Origin of the sequence: Tateyamaria sp. (assembly GCF_039940735.1) — a bacterium.
In the GTDB taxonomy this organism is placed as follows: domain Bacteria; phylum Pseudomonadota; class Alphaproteobacteria; order Rhodobacterales; family Rhodobacteraceae; genus Tateyamaria.
Window position 1 is genome coordinate 84759 of record NZ_JBDVGB010000016.1, and the last position, 19707, is coordinate 104465.

At 56.4% G+C, this 19707-nt stretch carries 17 protein-coding genes; 7 read left to right on the forward strand and 10 right to left on the reverse strand.

The window, feature by feature from the left end:
• Window positions 1-471 precede the first annotated feature (471 nt).
• From ABJF76_RS03270 to ABJF76_RS03285, 4 genes are all read right to left on the reverse strand, one after another.
• Complete coding sequence (locus ABJF76_RS03270; protein WP_413820567.1) at window positions 472-2223, reverse strand: acetolactate synthase 3 large subunit; 1752 nt, start codon at window positions 2221-2223, stop codon at window positions 472-474.
• Between the two features lie 323 nt (window positions 2224-2546).
• Complete coding sequence (locus ABJF76_RS03275) at window positions 2547-3293, reverse strand: methyl-accepting chemotaxis protein (protein ID WP_413820566.1); 747 nt, start codon at window positions 3291-3293, stop codon at window positions 2547-2549.
• Window positions 3294-3341: 48 nt separating this feature from the next.
• Window positions 3342-4031 carry a response regulator transcription factor gene (locus ABJF76_RS03280; RefSeq protein WP_413820565.1) on the reverse strand — a complete coding sequence of 230 codons (690 nt, stop codon included), beginning with the start codon at window positions 4029-4031 and terminating at the stop codon, window positions 3342-3344.
• Window positions 4028-5458 (reverse strand): cache domain-containing protein, encoded by a 1431-nt coding sequence (locus ABJF76_RS03285; RefSeq protein WP_413820564.1) that lies wholly within the window; start codon window positions 5456-5458, stop codon window positions 4028-4030. Before ABJF76_RS03285 ends, ABJF76_RS03280 begins: the two co-directional genes overlap by 4 nt.
• A 251-nt stretch (window positions 5459-5709) precedes the next feature.
• On the opposite strand from ABJF76_RS03285, the gene ABJF76_RS03290 reads away from it, so the two are divergent.
• The 3 genes from ABJF76_RS03290 (at window position 5710) to ABJF76_RS03300 (ending at window position 10297) form a co-directional block, all read left to right on the forward strand.
• Window positions 5710-6795, forward strand: a complete 1086-nt coding sequence (locus ABJF76_RS03290; RefSeq protein ID WP_413820563.1) for a TRAP transporter substrate-binding protein — start codon at window positions 5710-5712, stop codon at window positions 6793-6795.
• Window positions 6796-6911: 116 nt separating this feature from the next.
• The gene (locus ABJF76_RS03295) at window positions 6912-7868 is read left to right on the forward strand and encodes a TRAP transporter small permease subunit (protein ID WP_413820562.1); all 957 of its coding nucleotides are present in this window, start codon (window positions 6912-6914) and stop codon (window positions 7866-7868) included.
• Window positions 7869-7942: 74 nt separating this feature from the next.
• Window positions 7943-10297, forward strand: a complete 2355-nt coding sequence (locus tag ABJF76_RS03300; RefSeq protein WP_413820561.1) for a TRAP transporter large permease — start codon at window positions 7943-7945, stop codon at window positions 10295-10297.
• Between the two features lie 130 nt (window positions 10298-10427).
• Here ABJF76_RS03300 and ABJF76_RS03305 read toward each other — a convergent pair whose 3' ends face one another.
• From ABJF76_RS03305 to ABJF76_RS03320, 4 genes are all read right to left on the reverse strand, one after another.
• On the reverse strand, window positions 10428-11258 hold the full coding sequence (locus ABJF76_RS03305) for an arginyltransferase (RefSeq protein WP_413820560.1): 831 nt from the start codon (window positions 11256-11258) through the stop codon (window positions 10428-10430).
• Window positions 11259-11325: 67 nt separating this feature from the next.
• On the reverse strand, window positions 11326-11760 hold the full coding sequence (locus ABJF76_RS03310) for an RDD family protein (protein ID WP_413820559.1): 435 nt from the start codon (window positions 11758-11760) through the stop codon (window positions 11326-11328).
• 54 nt (window positions 11761-11814) lie between these two features.
• On the reverse strand, window positions 11815-12222 hold the full coding sequence (locus tag ABJF76_RS03315) for a DUF2852 domain-containing protein (protein ID WP_413820558.1): 408 nt from the start codon (window positions 12220-12222) through the stop codon (window positions 11815-11817).
• Between the two features lie 132 nt (window positions 12223-12354).
• Window positions 12355-12822 carry a YbaK/EbsC family protein gene (locus ABJF76_RS03320; protein WP_413820557.1) on the reverse strand — a complete coding sequence of 156 codons (468 nt, stop codon included), beginning with the start codon at window positions 12820-12822 and terminating at the stop codon, window positions 12355-12357.
• A 77-nt stretch (window positions 12823-12899) separates the two neighbouring features.
• On the opposite strand from ABJF76_RS03320, the gene ABJF76_RS03325 reads away from it, so the two are divergent.
• The 4 genes from ABJF76_RS03325 (at window position 12900) to ABJF76_RS03340 (ending at window position 17814) form a co-directional block, all read left to right on the forward strand.
• On the forward strand, window positions 12900-15659 hold the full coding sequence (locus tag ABJF76_RS03325; RefSeq protein WP_413820556.1) for a glutamine-synthetase adenylyltransferase: 2760 nt from the start codon (window positions 12900-12902) through the stop codon (window positions 15657-15659).
• A complete protein-coding gene (locus tag ABJF76_RS03330; protein WP_413820555.1) occupies window positions 15656-15934 on the forward strand; it encodes a hypothetical protein in 279 nt (92 codons plus the stop codon). Before ABJF76_RS03325 ends, ABJF76_RS03330 begins: the two co-directional genes overlap by 4 nt.
• A gap of 86 nt (window positions 15935-16020) precedes the next feature.
• Window positions 16021-17235 carry an RSP_2647 family RNA methyltransferase gene (locus ABJF76_RS03335; RefSeq protein WP_413820554.1) on the forward strand — a complete coding sequence of 405 codons (1215 nt, stop codon included), beginning with the start codon at window positions 16021-16023 and terminating at the stop codon, window positions 17233-17235.
• Between the two features lie 30 nt (window positions 17236-17265).
• Window positions 17266-17814, forward strand: a complete 549-nt coding sequence (locus tag ABJF76_RS03340; protein WP_413820553.1) for an RSP_2648 family PIN domain-containing protein — start codon at window positions 17266-17268, stop codon at window positions 17812-17814.
• Here ABJF76_RS03340 and ABJF76_RS03345 read toward each other — a convergent pair.
• Both ABJF76_RS03345 and ABJF76_RS03350 read right to left on the reverse strand, forming a co-directional pair.
• Window positions 17811-18500, reverse strand: a complete 690-nt coding sequence (locus ABJF76_RS03345; protein WP_413820552.1) for a M48 family metalloprotease — start codon at window positions 18498-18500, stop codon at window positions 17811-17813. The genes ABJF76_RS03340 and ABJF76_RS03345 overlap by 4 nt on opposite strands.
• A 23-nt stretch (window positions 18501-18523) precedes the next feature.
• Window positions 18524-19687 (reverse strand): cytochrome P450, encoded by a 1164-nt coding sequence (locus ABJF76_RS03350; protein WP_413820551.1) that lies wholly within the window; start codon window positions 19685-19687, stop codon window positions 18524-18526.
• Between the last annotated feature and the right edge of the window lie 20 nt (window positions 19688-19707).

Here is a 19707-nt window from a genome sequence, read left to right on the forward strand (position 1 = left end):
TAAGCAACTGTTGAGTGGTGAATTTTCCTTTGGGAAGACGGTAAGGCACTTGTCCTGACGCCAGGCCAAATGGGTCTCCCTCAGCGACTTCTTTCAACTTTGATGTAAATGCGAACGAAGGAGTGCATTCCCATCTTCCACCTTTTGCCCCCGTAAGCCCGTTTCTGGAATTAGATGGATATTGCCAACAGATTTCGTACCCTGATCCCGCGTAGGGTCGGACCTGCCAAAGTGCTGGAACTGCACGGGAATTTCCGGGATACCAAAGAAAACTTTTACCAGCGCTATCGTGGAACTCAATTTGAGTCCCATGAAGGCTGTGAGTCACAAAAGTTCGATTTGCGAAAATTGTACGTGAAGCTGCAAGCGTTTCTTCTGCGGCGGGGTCCGTTCTAAGGCTACTCAACTCCGAACCTGACCCGCAGCCAACTAGCGCACACAGTGCAGTTGCGGCAACGAGTTTAAAGAAGGTCACACCAAAACACTCCCCTTGGCGTCAATCGCGCCTTGCGTGTCGGCGTCACCCATCAACATCTCGTTGTGCGCTTTGCCCGACGGGATCATCGGAAAGCAGTTTTCGTGCTTTTCCACCAGACAATCAAACAGCACAGGGCCGTCGTGATTGATCATTTCCATGATGGCGTCATCCAAATCGCCGGGGTCGGAACAGATAATACCCTTGGCACCAAAGGCTTCGGCCAGTTTGACGAAATCGGGCAGCGCTTCGGACCAGCTTTGAGAATAGCGTTCGCCGTGCAGCAGTTCTTGCCACTGACGCACCATGCCGAGGCGTTCGTTGTTCAGGATGAACTGTTTGACGGGCAGATTGAACTGCATCGCCGTGCCCAATTCTTGCATGTTCATCAACCAGCTGGCTTCACCCGCAACGTTGATCACCAGTGCCTCCGGGTGGCCCATTTGCACGCCGATCGACGACGGAAATCCATAGCCCATCGTGCCCAACCCACCCGACGTCATCCAACGGTTTGGATCCTGAAAATCCAAATATTGAGCGGCCCACATTTGGTGCTGGCCAACTTCGGTGCAAATATAGCGGTCGTGGTCTTTGGTCAGGGCCTCAAGGCGACGCAATGCGTGCTGAGGCTTGATGATTTTGCCTTTTTGTTCGAATTTCAGGCAGTCAACGCTTTGCCATTCCTTGATCTGTTTCCACCACGTGGCGACGCCTTCGGCATTGGTTTTGCACCCGCGTGATTTCCAGACTTTTAACAAGTCTTCCAGCACGTGGCCGACGTCGCCCACGATCGGAATGTCAGTCTTGATGACTTTGTTGATCGAAGACGGATCGATGTCGATATGGGCTTTGATCGAGTTGGGGCTGAACGCGTCCAGACGTCCCGTGATACGGTCATCGAAACGCGCACCGATGTTAATCATCAGATCGCAGCCGTGCATCGCCATGTTTGCTTCGTAAAGACCGTGCATGCCCAACATGCCCAACCATTTGTCGCCAGCCGCAGGGTAACAGCCCAATCCCATCAGGGTCGACGTGATAGGAAAGCCCGTGGCCTCGACCAATTCGCGCAACAATTGGCTGGCCGCAGGACCGGAATTGACAACGCCACCACCCGTATAGAAAATCGGGCGTTTTGCGGTTTCAAGTGCGGCAACCAATTCCGTGATTGCTTCCATGTCGCCTTTGGTTTCGGGCTGATACCGAGACGTTGATGGTTTTTTCGGCTCATAGGTGCCCGTCGCGAACTGCACATCCTTGGGAATGTCGACCAGTACGGGGCCGGGCCGACCGGCGGTTGCAACGTGAAAGGCTTCGTGAATAACGCCCGCTAACTTGTCCGTCTCTTTTACCAACCAGTTATGTTTGGTGCAGGGGCGGGTGATGCCCACGGTGTCTGCCTCTTGAAAGGCGTCAGAGCCGATCATGAAGGTCGGCACCTGACCTGTCAGAACGATCAGCGGAATGGAATCCATTAACGCATCTGTCAGCCCAGTCACCGCATTTGTCGCGCCGGGCCCAGAGGTCACAAGGCAAACACCCGGTTTTCCGGTCGCGCGTGCGTAACCTTCGGCGGCATGCACCGCCCCTTGTTCGTGGCGCACAAGGATGTGTTTGATAGAGTTCTGCTGAAAGACCTCATCGTAAATCGGCAGCACAGCCCCTCCGGGGTATCCGAATACTGTGTCCACACCCTGATCAATAAGGGCTTGAACGACCATTTTCGCTCCGGTCATTTGACGTGTCATATCCGCGTGCTCCGAGTTGCGGTTTCAATTAAACAAAAAAAAGGCCCCCGAGTTTCGGAGGCGCATGGGGTTCGATCTGGAGATCCGTTACCGGCCCATGCGCATGTATCCGATGATGACGACTAGAGGTGTCATTGACCAAGCGGCCCTTTCATTGTGTTCGGGGACATTATGCGCCGGAAAAAAGGGCGTCAACAGGCAAATATCATAAATTAATGTCCCTTGGGTCGAAAAATGCGACATTTTCTTGCGCAAAAATTCAGATTGAGGCAAGGATCGCAAAATTTTGGATGATCTTCGCCCTGAGCCGGAGCAGCCATTTCTTATTGGCGTTCCATCGACGTAATATCCGCCCGGGCTGTGACGGCAAGGCGCTGGATTTCTTCAGCCAATGTCTTGAATTCCACAGCGATCACGCCAAGACCGCGACCTGCATCCCCGACGCGCGCAGCCTCAACCGAAGCGTTGAGCGAAACGAGGCGGACGTGTTTGCCGATATGTTCCAACCGCCGCAGTGTTTTGTCGATTGCGGATGCCGTGGCGTTTGCCCGTTCGACTTCTTTGTTGCGATTTTCGTCAAGGTCGGACCACAAAACGTCGATGAATGTGGTGACTGCTTCAAAAAGGTGGACGCGACCAAAATTGTGGTGCGCGACGATTGCCCTTTCTAAGGCGTTTGAATCATTTCTATGGGCGGCGTCGACCAGTGCCTGTGTCATCGTGCGCATTGTCGCCAGCGTTTGAACGGTCTGGTGGTTCATCGCCGCGTGGCCGGCGATCCATGTGGCGATATCAATATGCACAGAATTGCGAGAGTTATCACCTTCCATCAACTCACAGACTTGCTCCAAGTCATCCAATTGTACTTGTAACGCTGTGAGCCAAGATTGGCGAACCGCCTGACTTTCGGGCTGAAAAGGATGCTGACGAAACAGGTAATTGGCAAAAAGCGACGCACGGATCATTTTTGCACGCGTGGTTGTGATCAGGTCGATGGCGGCACGACGCTGGGTAATCAGTGTCGAAACAGAAAGAGTTTCAGGCGGGTCGATATGTGTGACAGCGTTCATAAACCGACCCTACCGGGACTTTGGTGAACAAAGCGTTAGCCAGCGCGCTCAAAGTGCAATTCCGGTGCCTTGTAACATGCCATGTTCCAAGGCGTATCGTGTCAGCCCCGCAGTCGAGGATATTCCAAGCTTGCGCTTGATGTTTTTGCGATGAGTTTCCACCGTGCGCACTGAAATATCGAGGGCCTGAGCGACCTCTTTATTCGACAGACCTTGGGCCAGTTTCAGCAAGATGGTTTGTTCACGTCCCGTAAGTGCGCCCGGCACATCTGCATTGCGCGGGGCAATCGCGCAGCTTGCGCCGGTGCACAGATATTGCTCGCCGCGCATCACGGCTTCGATTGCGTCTGCGATTTTTTCCGTGGGCACGTCCTTTAGAACATAGCCCATGGCGCCGTGGCTCAGTGCAGACGAGATATATTCGGGACTGTCATGCATCGACAGAATTAGGACACGGGTGCCGGGGCGTTGTTCTATGACCAGTTCGGTGGCGGTTAAACCGCTCATACCTGGCATATTGAGGTCCATCAAAATCACATCTGGATTCAATGTGCCAAGCTGTTCAATCACTGCGCGACCATTGCCAAGAGTGCCGACAACTTCGATCCCGTCGTGATCTTCCAAGACTGATTGGATGCCTTGGGCAACCATCGGGTGGTCGTCTACGATCAACACGCGGATTAATGGAGCTGGTGCGGAGGAGGGGGCCGAAGCCGGAAGAGTGGCAGAAGACGTCATGCGCTTGCAGGTTCCTTTTGAGGGACAGACGGATCAGGTGGCAGCAGGTGTGTTAGCGGAACGGAGGCCTCGATCACAGTGCCGATTGCGCCGCTGCCGCTTGAGAGGATGCGCAATTGCCCATCCAGTTGGTCCACACGTTCTTGCATATTGCGCAGACCGATGCCGTTGGCACGTTGGCGGCTTGTGTAGTTCATGCCGATGCCATCGTCACTGATGCGCAGGGTGGCACCACGTTTGTGCCCGCGCAAATCCATTGTCACGCGTGTCGCCTTCGCGTGACGTTCGATATTTGTCAGGGCCTCTTGGGCGATACGATAAAGCGCGATCTTGGCGTTTTGATCCAAGCGGTTGCGGAACACGACAGTGTTAAAAACGACCTCAACGCCGGTGCGCTGTGCAAAATCCTCGACCAAGGCCTTAAGCGCCGGACCAAGACCAAGATCATCAAGGGCGCCGGGGCGCAGATCGCGGCTGATACGGCGGACTTCTGAAATGGCGGTGCCCAGATTGTCGATGCCTTGGCGCAAAGGTGTTTTTGCATCCCCACTGCCTTTGTCGACTTTGCGGCGCGCCGAATCGAGAGCATAGCGTACGCCCACAAGCATTTGACTGATCCCGTCATGCAATTCGCGTGCCACACGACCGCGTTCTTCTTCTTGGGCGTCAAACACACGCTGTGTCAGCTTTTTCAATTTGGCGTCGGCTAACCTGCGTTCGCGCAAATTCAACGCCATGCCAGAACCAAAGACCATCAACAGAGCCGTTAAGGTAATGGCGGAAATATAGTAAAAGGTACGCTGAATGCGGGCCTCAACATCGGCGCGGGCCGCCGCCACCGACGTTAGCACATCATCGATGAACACACCCGTTCCGACAGCCCACCGCCATGACGGAAACGAGGTGACATAGGTGATCATCTCGGCCTCTTGGCCGTTTGATGGTTTGGGCCATAGATGGGTCAGATAGCCGTCGCCTTGGCGGGCAATGTCAATCAAATCAACGACAACTGCGGTGCCGCGGCTGTCGGTCAAGTCCAAGTGATTGTTGTTGATCATCTCTGTTTGGCGCGGATTGACCAAGGCAGTGCCGTCATAGTCATAGACGAAAAAGAACCCTTCATCACCATAGATCATCGCGGCAAGAATTTGCGCGACCTGATCTTTGGCCAGTTGGTCGCTTGGCGATGCGTTGCCGTAGATAAAGTAAAACCCGTTGCGCGCTTGGGTGACATAGTTACGTAGCTCGCGTTTTTTGGCTTCGATCAACTGGGTTTCAAGCGTTTGGATTTCGCGTTCTGCCAAAGCACGCGATTGTATGGTCACAAGAACCGCAATGGCCCCGACTGCCAGAATAAGCGGGATCGCGGCCACAAGTGATAGCTTTTGCGCATAGCTTAGGCGCAGGACAGGCAAGTTTAGTAGCACAGATGATTCGATACGCGGAAATTGATGCGAATCAAAGGGCACAGCAGCGAATGACGCACCCCACGCCGCAAAAGGCACGGTAAAGAATTGGTGAAATTGGTATTAAAACCTGACCAAATCGCACTTTTGGGGGTTTTCTACGCAGTACTAGGTATTCCCATCTGGCCTCTCATCGCTACGGTGGCTTCACTCGAAACGCCCCGACGTAAACGCGCTGGGGTCGTTCAACTATAATTGGGAGGAGTATCTCTATGGATCGTCGTTCATTTCTGAAGACATCTGCACTTGGCGGTTCCGCAGCAGCGGCAACCACACTCGCAGCACCTGCTTACGCACAGGGCAAGCGCACTTTGACAATGGTTACATCCTGGCCCCGCGGTTTTGCGGTTCTGGATGACGCGGCCAGCTATCTTGAGCAATTCGTTGACGCAATGTCCGACGGTCAGCTGACCATCGACAAAAAAGCCCCCGGTGAGCTGGTTGGCGCGTTCGAAGTGTTTGATGCTGTGTCCTCGGGCCAAGCAGACATGTACCACTCGGCTGACTACTATTTCATCGGTCAGCACCCTGCGTTTGCTTACTACACAGCGGTTCCTTTCGGCGGCACAGCCCAAGAAGTGACCAACTGGTACGAGCACGGCGGCGGCCAAGAGCTGCACGACGAGCTGGGCAGCATCTTCAACCTCAAAGGCCTGTTGGCGGGTAACTCCGGTTCGCAGTCCGGTGGTTGGTTCCGCAACGAAATCGCATCGGCTGACGACTTCAACGGTCTGAAATTCCGTATGCCAGGTCTGGGCGGCAAAGTACTGGGTAAACTGGGCGCATCTGTTCAGAACATCCCAGGTGGCGAACTGTACCAAGCGCTGTCTTCGGGCGCGCTGGACGGTCTGGAGTGGGTTGGCCCAATGGCCGACGAACGCGCCGGATTCCAAGAAGTTGCCAAAGTGTACTACACTGCTGGTTTCCACGAGCCGGGTTCGGCTTTGGTTGCCAACGTCAACCTTGACGTCTGGAACGACCTCACGCCACAGCACCAAGCCATCTTGCAAGGTGCGTCGCGCGCGACAACATACTTCCAGCTGTCCGAAACACTGGCCAACAACGGTGCAGCACTTGCACGTCTGCAACAGCAAGGCGTTAAAACCCTGCAGTTCAGCGACGATGTTTGGGATGCATTTGGTGCCGCCTCTGCTGAGGTCATGGACGAGAACATGGGCGACGAACTGTTCGCACGTACACGTGCCTCGTTCGAAGAAAGCCTGGCAACATCCGCCAGCTGGATCAACAAGTCCGATGGTTTCTATGTTGAACAGCGCGTGCGCGTTCTGGGCGGCTAAGCCAACCTATTTACGACATTTTCAAGGGCCCTCACAGTGTGGGCCCTTGGGACATTTAAGATGACGGGGGAACAGTCGGCGCGACCACGTGCTTGGACTGTCGGGGGAATACAGCAATGGAAAACGATAACGTCGCCGAAACAGGTGGCTCTTTAGCGGCTTTGGCTGACGGCGTGATCTGGTTTGTGCAAAGCCTTGTGTTGGGCTTTTACAATATCTTGTATGCGATCACGCATCCCGCGTCTTGGCTTGACTGGTTGTCATGGGCCAACACCACCGAAGACAAGGAATCGCTGATGCGGTTCGTCTACTATGGTGGCTCAACTGAATTTTTCTTTGCTGTGCTGGCCGTTGTCGTGACGGTGATCGGCGTTGGCATCTGGCGCAACGCCTTCATGTGGGGCTGTGTGCGCGTGCTTGAAGGCATTGCCAACGGGGTTGGCCGCTTGGCCGCTTGGGCGGGCCTTTTGATGGTTCTGCAGCAGATCATCATCGTATTCATGCAGCGAATTTTTACCCGCCCTGATATCTCGTTCGGTTTTGGGATTCCGCTGCAATTTGACATCTCTTGGTTTGCCGAAGAACTGAAGCTTTATAACGCCATGGTCGTGTGCCTGTGCGTCACCTACACCTTTGTGCAGGGCGGCCATGTGCGCGTTGACTTGATCTATGCGGCCGTTAGCCACCGCGCCAAGCGGGTCATTGATATGTTTGGGTCGCTGTTCTTTATGCTTCCGACGGCGACGCTGATTTGGCTTTATGGCTGGTACTTCCTGTGGCGCCACCTGATCACGCCGAACCCTGCGGCCAGCTATGATCTGGAGCGGTTGATGCGCACCTCGCGCGCTGTGCGCTGGAGTGTGGAAACCATCGGCTTTAGCCCCAACGGCTTTAACGGTTATTTCCTGTTCAAGATCCTTCTGGTGACGTTTGCGGGCATGGTATTCCTGCAAGGCATCGCGTTCTTCATGCGCTCGTTCCTTGAGTGGCGCGAAGGCGAAGAAAGTGTCGGGAAGTATATTGACCGCGATTCCCTTGGTGACGGCGAAGAAGCATACGAGGGCACACACTAATGACCCGTTTCAATCTTTGCCTGAATTGCATCCGGGCCACACGCGCCTGCACGAATACACAAGGACAGTAAGCAATGTTTTTTGGACTTGATGGCGTAGAAGTTGGCCTGATCATCGTCTTTGTCTGCCTGTTTGGCGGCATCCTTTCCGGCTTTCCGGTGGCGTTTGCCATTGGTGGGGCTGGGATAATTTCCTTTGGGATCATCGCGGCACTCGACAGTGCGGGTCTGTTGATCCACGCGGCTTTGGACGAAAGCAGCCAAGCCTTTCGGGATTTGGTGAACTCCGGGATCAAACCCGAGGAAATATCCATATTCAATTATCCGGACTTACCGCGGATTTCTGAACCTGTGTTTCCATCGGGCTGGGAAGTCGCCTTGGATCGCAACGTATCCTTTGTTGTGAACCGGATGAACGAACGCGTGTTGGCGGGGCAGTCGATCGAGACACTGTTGGCGGTTTTGATGTTTGTCTTGATGGGCATCACGCTGGAACGCTCCAAGATTGCGAATGACCTTTTGACCACGATGGCGCGCGTCTTTGGCCCGCTGCCGGGTGGTTTGGCTGTGTCGATTGTTGTGGTTGGTGCCTTCCTTGCGGCCTCGACTGGGATTGTGGGCGCGACGGTTGTGACCATGGGTTTGCTGGCGCTGCCAACGATGTTGCGCAACGGCTATTCGCCAGAACTTTCGACGGGTGTGATTGCGGCCTCGGGCACGTTGGGGCAGATCATTCCGCCCTCTATTGTGATCGTTTTGCTGGGCACGTTGGCGGGGGATTTGTATTCTTCGGCACAAGAAAAGCGCGCGGTTGCAGCCGGTTGTACCGATGCTTTGACGTATTTGGGCCAGCCTGCGGTTGTGTCTGTGGGCACGCTGTTTCAGGCGGCTTTGCTGCCGGGGATCATGTTGGCACTGCTTTATGCGCTTTACGCCTTTGGTTACGCGCTGTTGAACCCTGAAAAGGCCCCTGCGGTCGAAATGGGCAGCACCAATGCCGAACCGGTTACACGATCAGAAGCGTTCACATGGTTCCTTGGCGCGCCTGCGCTGATGGTTGTGGGCACGATCCTTTTGGGAACGCTAAACGTGGTGGGCACCCAGTCGACGACTATCTCGTCGTTCTCTGACATCGGTGCTGCGGCCAGCCTGCGCACGAACGTGAGCGAAGAATGCAAAATCTCGATGATCGACTTGCACGGACAAGAGGCATGGGATCTTGCGATCACGCAGCAAGAAGAAATCGCCGCCGCTGGTGGTCAGCAACAATCCGAACGCCTGAGCGAAGAAGAATTGGCAACGGCTTTGGATGATTTGTTGGACAATGCCGCGCCGATTGGTACCGGTACAGCGATCCTTCTGATCGTTCTGGGTCTGATCCTGACAACAGCGCGTGGCATTTCGCCAAGCAGCGATCCAAAGCCATTGTTGATTGGTGGTATTGGTGTGGTGCTGGCCTTGTTGGTCGACATTGCGCTGATTGGGCCGTTGAATTCATCGGGCTATTATGTGGTTGTGATGGCGCTGCCGTTTGCGCTGATCATGTACGGCGTGATTGAGGCCACGAAGCGATGTTCGAAAAACGAGCTGATCCGCGTGGTCTTTCCTCCGCTGGTGTTGATCGTTGCGGTTCTGGGCTCGATCTTGGGTGGGATTACCAACCCCACACCGGCAGCTGCATTGGGTGCAGGTGGGGCCATCATGTTGGCGGCCTATCGCAAGCTGAATGACATGGACCGCAGCCCGAAGGTGATCATTTGGTCAACGCTGGCGATTTTGATTTCGATCTTGATCGGGGTGAACTTTGATCTGCGTATCAACCAAGACACCGTGACGGCCCAAAGCTGGATCGCGTTCTTTGTGGCCTATGCGGCATATCTGTATGCGTTGTTTGGTCTGCTGTTCAGCTGCTACATCCTTTACACGTCGGGTGTGTTGACGCCTGTGGTGCGGGAAACGGCCAAGGTGACATCGATGGTGTTCACCATTCTGATCGGGTCGCAATTGTTGAACCTTGTGGTCATCTCCTTTGGGGGCGAGCACTATATTCAGCAGTTCCTGAGATCGTTTGACAACGAACTGACTGTATTCTTGATCGTGATGTTGGTGCTGTTCATCTTAGGCTTTGTGCTTGATTTCCTTGAGATCATTTACATCGTTATCCCGATTGTTGGCCCTGTCATTTATGGCGGTACGTTTGATCCTAAGTGGGTGACGATTATGATCGCGGTAAACTTGCAAACGTCGTTCCTGACGCCACCCTTTGGCTTTGCGCTATTTTACTTGCGCGGAGTTGCACCCAAGGAAGTCACGACGGGCCACATCTATCGCGGCATCATCCCGTTTGTGTTGATCCAAGTAGCGGCACTGGCCTTGTTCTGGTTTGTGCCGGGGATTGTGACGTTGATCCCGGATTTGATCCCGAACTGATACTTTGGACATGTGATCCAACGGAAAGGGCGGCCCGTTGGGCCGCCCTTATTTCGTTATATTGATAGAGGGCGCTGGCGCGCCGTTGGGGCTCTGCCCCAAACCCCGAGGTGTTTTGGACCCAAAGAAATCAGGGGGGGGGGTAGCGTGTGGACCGCGTGTCGGGCAGCGAGATATTAGCCACTTGTTCGGCGATCGGGTCTGTGGACAAGGGATGGGTATTTGGTTCGAAGTTTTGCGGGTCGGACATTTTTTGCCACTTTCCACCCATGTAGACTTCGAGCCCGGCGAATTTGGATTTGTAGCCCATCTTTTGGCTGCCGGGCACCCAGTACCCCAAGTAGACATAAGGCAAGTTTGCTTCCTGCGCGATGCGGATGTGATCGAGGATCATATACGTCCCGAGCGAGCGTTGCGGCATATCAGGGGCATAAAAGCTGTAGACCATGCTGAGCCCGTCGCTCAGTACATCTGTGAGGGATACTCCGATCAAGGTGCGGCTGTCTTCTTTGGTGTACTCGATGACGCGGCTGCGGATCGGGGTTTCTTCGATCATGGCGGCGAATTCAAACACATCCATATCGGCCATGCCGCCATCGGCGTGACGGCTGTCGAGATATGTTCGGAACAGTTCGTATTGTTCTTCGCTTGCCCAAGGTGACGTTGCGCGCCGAACTAGATCGGTGTTGCGTTTGTTCGTGCGCCTTTGGCTTTTGCGCGGTGAAAAGGCCGACACATCGATCCGCGCTGACAGGCAGGCGGAGCAGTCGGCACAGGACGGGCGATACAGCACGTTTTGCGAACGCCGGAATCCTTGCTGCGACAGGCTGTTGTTCAATTTTTCTGCGTTGTCGCCTTGCAATGCGGTGAACAGTTTACGTTCCATCCGTCCATCCAAATAGGGACAGGGTTGAGGCGCAGTTACATAAAACTGCGGAGCAATGGGAAGCGTATGGCGCATGAGATTCCTGAATGAATTGCGCGAGATGATATCAAGGATGTACTGCGAGGCAAGAGCGGAACGCGGTTCAGGCGCGTGCTTTCCGGTTCATCGCTGCTGTGCCGATGAAATTGTCTGTTAGACCTTGGCCCTTGTTTGATGTCGCCATCAGCACGATTGAGATCAATTGCAGCGGGGTTATCGCCCAGCTGATCGTGTAACCAAGCGTGTGCAGAAAGGCTTGGCTGGTATCCAGACGTGCACCTGAGTGGTCGCGAATTTCGATAGCCATCAGCCGCATGCCCCATGTGCCAGATCCGGTGGCCAGCGTGATCACGCGGTAAATAAAGCCAACAACCGCCATAAGCCCGAGGATAAAAAATAGGGCAATAAACGCTGTAAATGGCACGATAATCAAGCTGATCAGCGCAATTATGATCGTATCAATCACCCATGCGATCAATCGCTTGGTCGTCACGTCGCGGTAGAATTGCGGTTGGGTGATAGGATCTGCGAGGCGCATGTGTGGCTCCGTTTCGGGGGGCTTGCCCCCCACCAAATGGCAGGGGGCTTAAATTTAGTCTTCGGATTGGGCGGCTTTGGCGCGTTCGTCCATGAACTCGTCAAATTCGGATTTGTCTTTTGCCTCACGCAGCCGTTCAAGGAAGGCTTCAAAGTTGTGTTGTTCTTCTTCGAGGCGGCGCAGAGTGTCGGATTTGTATGCGTCAAAGGCTGCGTTGCCGGTCGATCGCATAGTGTTCATTGTGGCGCTCATGCGGGTGGTGTTGCAGGATTTCGAAAACATGCGTTTGCTCCAGATCATGTAGAACAGAAGGGCGAGGCCAACGGGCCAGAAAAAGATGAACCCAAGCACCATGGCCGCGATCCAGGCACCCTTGCCCTTGTCGTCAAGCCAGCGTTCGGCGCGTGTGAACCAGCCTCCGGCATTTTGCGTGGACGGGACATTTGTGGACATGGATGTCATTTTCAAACCTTTCGCGGATGTGGGCGTGGCCCTTGGGTGATCGTTTATGTGAATGCCTTTCACATTACATAGATTGGTATGATCACGCTTTTGTGCAAGCCTTTATGTGAAGGTATTTTACATATATCCAGATTACGACGTAAAATCAGTCTGTTGCGCGTCGGAGATTTTCAAAATATCAGCGGGATTTGCACGGAAAACGTGGTGCGGTGTGCCAGCTGCTGCCCAAATTAAATCAAATTCTGACAGACGCAGGTCGAAAAATGCCCGGATGGGCGACACATGGCCCACAGGCGATACGCCCCCAATGGCAAATCCGGTCTGTGCGCGGATCAGGGCTGCATCTGCTTTGCCCAATGGTTCGCCCGCAACAGCGGCGGCCTTGTCTGGGTCGACGCGGTTGCCGCCTGCCGTGATGAACAAAACAGCGCGCCCGCTGTCTTGGCCCAAAAAGATGATGGATTTCGCGATCTGATCGATCTCGCAACCGATGGCCTGCGCTGCGTCGGCCGCAGTGCGTGCCAACGGCGTTTCTATCACTTCAGTGTCGATGGCGGCGGCATCCAGTACCGCGCGCACGCGTTTTAAACTTTTACTCATGGTCCTGAACGTGCCGTGTCGCCCGAACAGGTGCAAGAGGCATTGACGCCGCCGCGCGTCGATTGAATGGTGCGCCCATGCGCATATCTGATCATATCATCCGAACACCGCGACCCTTTCGCCCAGAACGAGGGGCAGAGGCTTTGGCATTGATGCCGTCTTTGACAGGCACAGCGCGCGATTTGGTGCATGGGGCGGCCGCGTGCAGCCCGTATCTGACTAAGTTGATTGCGCAAGAAGCGGCATGGCTGCCCGACGCGTTGCAAGATGCCGACGCCGCAATGAAGGATGCATTGGCACCGCCTGTCGGTGACCTTGCTGCACTACGGCCCGCGTTGCGACAGGCCAAACGGCGCGTCGCGCTTTTGTCTGGCTTGGCTGATCTCGGCGGTGCGTGGTCACTGGAACAGGTAACAGGTGCGTTGACGCGACTTGCGGACATGGCCTGTGATACGGCACTCAAGGCCGCCATTGCGCAGCAGGTCAAGCGCGGCAAACTGCCGGGGCCGGATGTGGGGTTGTTTGTGCTTGCCATGGGCAAGATGGGCGCGTTTGAGCTGAATTATTCCAGCGATGTCGATCTGATCTGCCTTTTTGACGAAACCCGCCATGCGCCAGAAGATCATGCGCTGATCCGCAAGGCCTGTGTGCGTGCTGTGCAGGACATGTCGGCGGCCCTGAATGATCACACCGGTGATGGATACGTGTTTCGCACGGATTTGCGCCTGCGCCCGGATCCGGCTGTGACGCCTGTGGTCGTGTCGACCGGCGCGGCTGAGCGGTATTACGAAAGTGTTGGGCGCACGTGGGAACGGGCCGCTTATATCAAGGCGCGCGTCTGTGCCGGAGACATCGCCGCTGGCACTGCGTTCTTGGACGACATGCGCCCGTTTGTGTGGCGTCGTCATCTGGACTTTGCCGCTGTGCAAGATGCCCATGACATGCGCCTTGCGATCCGCGCCCACAAAGGGACGGGCGGGCCGATAACCTTGCCGGGACACAACATGAAACTGGGGCGCGGTGGGATCCGCGAAATCGAATTCTTTACCCAAACGCGGCAATTGATTTCCGGCGGGCGCGATACAGACCTGCGTGTGCGCGGCACGGTGCAGGGGCTTGCGCAACTGGCCGACAAGGGCTGGGTCAAGCCGGATGTCGCGGCTGATCTGTCTGATCACTACCGCTTTCACCGCACGGTCGAACATCGCGTCCAAATGGTGCGCGATGCGCAAACCCACGCGCTGCCGGTGTCCGAGGATGAGTTTGATCGATTGGCTGCAATGATGGACTGTGACCGCACAGACCTTGAGTCCGAATTGACGGCACGCCTGTCCGCAGTCCACACCGAAACCGAAGGGTTCTTTGCGCCTTCAACGGTCGCACCCGACATCCCGAGCTTTGAGATCGACGAGGCCACCCAAGCACGCTGGCGCGGTTATCCCGCACTGCGTTCGGAACGCGGGGCGGCAGTCTTTGATAGGATCGAACCGGTTTTGCTGGCCCGCCTTGGGGCTGCAAGCAAACCTCAAGAGGCGATATCGGCATTTGATGGTTTTTTGGCCGGTTTGCCTGCCGGGGTGCAGCTGTTTTCATTGTTCGAGGCGAACCCGCAATTGGTCGATTTGCTTGTCGACATTGTGGCCACGTCACCGGCGCTGGCGCATTATTTGTCGCGCAATGCCAGTGTGTTGGATGCTGTGATCGGGGGCAGTTTCTTTGCGCCTTGGCCCGGACAGGACGCGTTGGCCCAAGAGGCAACGGCGCGGATGGCAGCCGAACTTGACTACGAAGCGCGTTTGGATGCGATCCGCCTGTGGAAAAAGGAATGGCACTTTCGCATTGGCGTGCACCACCTGCGCAACCTCACAGATGCAGCCGAGGCCGGGCAGCAGTACAGCGATTTGGCCCGCGCGGCCCTTGTGGCCTTGTGGCCCGAGGTCCAACATGAATTTGGCCGCCGCTTTGGGCCGCCACCCGGGCGCGGTGCGACGATCTTGGCGATGGGCAGCCTTGGGGCAGGGTTGCTGACACCGCAATCTGATCTTGATATCATTGTGATCTATGACCCGGATGGGGCCGAAACCTCGACCGGTGAAAAACCTCTGTCTGTACGTCCGTACTACACCCGTCTCACGCAGGCTTTGATCACTGCAATCACCGCGCAAACGGCGCAAGGGCGACTGTACGAAGTCGACATGCGTCTGCGTCCTTCGGGCAATCAGGGGCCTGTGGCGACCAGTTGGCTGGCCTATCAAAGCTATCAAATGAACGAGGCATGGCTGTGGGAACATCTGGCCGTTGTGCGCGCGGTCTGCGTTGCGGGGCCGTCTGACCTCAGCCAACACATCACCGATTTTCGCGCCAAAGTACTGGCCTGCCCCCGTGTGAAAAGCGACGTGCTGTCGGAATTGGCTACCATGCGCGCGCGTATTGCTGCTGCGAAACCTCCGACCGGTATTTGGGATGCCAAGATCGGCCCCGGCCGCATGCAAGACATCGAATTGCTGTCACAAACCGGCACTGTGCTGACGCCGGAACACAAACAAAGCGTGGCGGGCGGGTTGGCGGCGTGCGTCGCTGTTGGCGTGCTAGACGACGCAGGCGCGCAAGTGTTGAATGACGCCTATGGGATGTTATGGGCGGTGCAAATGGCAGCAAGATTGCTCAGCACGAATGCAGTGGGGCCGGACACAGTCGGATCAAGCGGCATTGCTGTCCTATTGCGCGCAACCCAAGAAAACGATGTGGCCGCGGCCGAGGCAAAGTTGGCCCGGACACATGCAGCGGCCTGCGCCGTGATCGACAAGGCCGTCGGTGCAGCAAGGAAAGCAACATGATTGCAAAAGGCGATACAATCGACCCCAAAGGCCTGATCTACGAGGCCTATCGCATCGATGGCATCACTAAATCCGAATGCCGCACAATCTTTCTGGATTGGGCGCTTAGCCTGCCGGATGCGATGCGTCCTGTGCCAACGATTGATCAGCTGTTGACACGCTACAGCGGCGACAATCCGGATCATCCTATGACCGAAGTGCTGCACGAAGGGCGCCAAAGTATCGCGACCCCACGACGTCGCGGTGGGTGGCGCAGTCGTGCCCGACCCAGCTAAGCGCGCTATGCGTTTTGTAAGGCGCATAAAATGCGCCTGCATTCGGACCTTTCCCAACGCCACATAACACACTAGAGGAGGGCGCTATGACAGAGCCCCTTTCCCCACCCGAATATGATTACCCCGTTGTCCGCATGCGTCCAAAGATGGACCCGCGCCGCATTCGCCATGGCTTTCCATGGGCCTATGCCAACGAAATCGTAACCGACCGGCGCACGCGCGCCATGAAACCCGGCACCATTGCCGTGCTGGAAGACGACCGGCGCAGCCCGCTAGGTCTTGTGGCCGTGAACCCCGAAAGCAAGATCATCGCGCGCATGATCGATCGGAACGTAAAGGCTGTGATCGACACTGAATGGTTCGCCACGCGGCTGACCCGTGCCCTTGATCTGCGCAACCGTCTGTTTGATGCACCATTCTATCGCCTGATCCACGCCGAGGCCGACGGTCTGCCCGGCGTCGTCATCGACCGCTTTGGTGATGTGCTGGTGATCCAACCCAACGCCGCATGGGCCGACGCGCGCATCGACATGCTGGCGCAGGCTGCGATGGATGTCACGGGCGCGACCACAGTGTTCAAAAACGCCGCCGGGCGCACGCGCAGCCTTGAAGGGCTGGACGATGTCAGCGCCGTGCTGCACGGCACAGCACCCGACGGCCCCATCCCTGTGCCAATGAACGGTGCGACCTACATGGCGGACGTCACTGGGGGCCAAAAGACGGGCCTGTTTTATGACCAACGCCCCAATCATGCCTTTGCCGCTAGTCTGGCAAAAGACGCACGCGTGCTGGACATGTTTTCCCACGTGGGCGGCTTTGGGCTGGCGGCTTTGGCGGGCGGTGCTGCGTCTACGCTGTGCGTTGATGGCTCTGCCCCGGCTTTAGATCTGGCCACCCGAGGCGCTGCTGCCATGGGCGCATCAGATCGATTTGAGGCGCGCCAAGGCGACGCATTCGAAGTGCTGACATCCCTCAGCGAAGAAGGCGCAAAGTTTGATCTAGTGATCTGCGACCCGCCCGCCTTTGCACCTGCAAAACCGGCGCTGGATGCGGGCCTGCGCGCCTATGAACGCATTGCGCGGTTGTCCGCCAGCCTTGTTGCCCCAAACGGTATCCTTGCGCTGTGCAGTTGTAGCCATGCCGCTGACCTTGAAAAATTCCGCAGCTCTTGTGTGCGCGGCATTGGGCGGGCAGGGCGGTCACCTGCGTTGATCCGCACTGGCTATGCAGGCGCGGACCATCCGTTGATGCCACAACTGGCCGAAAGCGGATACCTGAAGGCGCTGTTTTTCCGATTGTAAGGTGCGACGGGTTTCTAAAGGCATTTTGATATGAAAATCCTGATCGACGCCTGTGTTCTTTACCCCACGGTCATGCGCGAAGTCGTGCTGGGCGTGGCACGCACGGGCTTGTTCACACCGTATTGGAGCCCGCGCATTCTTGAGGAATGGGCGCGCGCAGCGATCAAGCTGGGCCCCGAGGGCGAAGCACAGGCCCGCAGCGAAGTGGCAATGTTGCAAGTCGCGTGGCCAAATGCGTCGCTGCGCCACCCGCCCGAACTTGAAAACCGCTTGTGGTTGCCGGACCCCAACGACCTGCACGTTTTGGCGGCAGCCATCGCGGGGTCTTGCGATGCTGTTATGACCGTGAACGCCAAGGATTTCCCTCGCAACATCCTGACCGAAGAAGGCCTGCACCGCGTCGACCCCGACAGTTACCTACAAGGCTGTACTGAGGCCTCGCCCGATTTGGTCGCACCTGTGGCCTTGGCGGTCTTGGCCGAGGCACGCAGATTGTCGGGCGAAGATTGGACGCTGCGCAAGTTAATGAAAAAGGCGCGGCTGCCGCGCTTTGGTAAGGCCGTTGAAAAACTGATCTAGGGCGCAACGGCCCACTTGGCCTGCAGCACCTGCAAGGCCTTGATCCGCTCAGCCGTTTTGGGGTGGCTCATCAACCACGCAGGCGCTGCGCCGCCGCGCGATTTGGTCAAACCTTCGAGCTTTTCAAATAGGGTGATCTGAGGGGCAATCCCGATGCCGGCCTTGGTCAGCAATGCGGCCGCATAGGCGTCGGCCTCGTATTCGTCCTGACGCGACAGACGCGCGGCCAGCAGGCTGGTCAACGCATTGGCGATCCAAACCCCAAGACCGGGAATAAAGCGCGACAGCACCATCCCCAAAGCGGCGCGCATCGCGTTCTGCCCGGAAAAGTCGATCATGCGGCGGCGCGAATGGCCCAACGCGACGTGGCCCAATTCGTGTGCAATCACGCTTGCCATTTCCGATGCCGACACGTCGCCCTTGCGAAACTTGTCGTAAAACCCACGCGTTATAAAAATGCGTCCGTCGGGGGCGGCAAGACCATTCACCGGCTCAATTTCATAGATGTGCACCTTGATGCGATCGACTTCCAATGCGGCGGCCAGTTGGTCGCACATCTGGCGCAACATCGGATCTGCCAATTCGGTGGATTGCTCATCCAGGTCGCGCCCGGTGCGCCATACTGAAAAGCGGTACATGACAAGGCCATAAAGGACGGCCAGCAAGATGGGAGCGATTTTGAACATCCACTAGATATGGGGCAGTTTGGTTAACTTTTCCAGCGCACAGGGCAGGAAACTGGCCCGCGAAACGCCCAACCTGCAAATGGCACGTCCGCGTCAAGCGTAAGGTCGGGCAGTTGGTCCAAAAGCATGGGCACCGCATGGCCTGCTATCAGGGTCTTTGACGCCGCAGCCCCTGCGCAGAAATGCGGACCCGCGCCAAAGGGGATGGCGGGACCGGTATTGCGGGTGATGTCAAAGCGATCGGGGTTCGTGAAATGGGCGGCGTCTCGGCACGCAGAGCCGAACATGAAAAAGATCAACTCGTCCTTTTCAAACGCAACGCCGCACGCGGTGTCATCGCGTGCCACACGGCGTGGGGACATGCCTATTGGGGCGACAAACCGCACATATTCCCCAAAGGCGTCGTCGTAGCTGGCGGTACCATCCGTGATCAAGGCGTGCTGTTCAGGATGGCTCAGCAACGCCCAAATCGTGCCTGCAATTGCATCGCGCGGTTCGTTCTGGCCGCCGCCGATGATCACACGCACATTGCCCGCAATGGCGTTCACATCGAGCCCCGCCTGATCCAAAACCGAGATGATTGACAGATCGGGAGAACGGCGTAATTCCGGTAGGCGGTCTTTGATCAATTCCAGCACACGCGCAGCATAATCAAGACCTTTTGCATCCACCTCTGCATCGCCGCGATAATTGGCGGCGGCATCAAGCATTGCTTGTCTGGCCGCGTCCATATCCGCCGCTTCCATGTTGGTAAGCCCGGTCATGGTACGCAGCGCATCCGCGGCGACGGGCATGGCGTAATCGGTCACCAGATCGCACCTACCAAGTGGTTTCAGCCGGTCAATGTGGCCCTGTACAAGGGCGCAGAATTGTGGAGCCAACACATCGCGCACCGTGCGCGGTGACAGGGCGGGAAACAGAGCGCGCCGTTCGAACATGTGCGCGTCACCGTCTTTACGCATCATGTTCGGACCCATGATGCGGGTCAGTAACCCAGCCGGTTGATGGCTTGAAAACACATCGACCCGCTTTTCTTGCACGAACACGTCATCACGACGGGTAAACAACGTCGCGCCCAGCTCGGGCACATAACAGACCGGCGTGTCATCGCGCATGAGCGCCAGAACCGGATAGGGGTCGGCGTGAAAGGCGGCTGGGTCAATGTGAACGATCGGGGCATCTGACATGCAGGGCACGTTATGGGAAA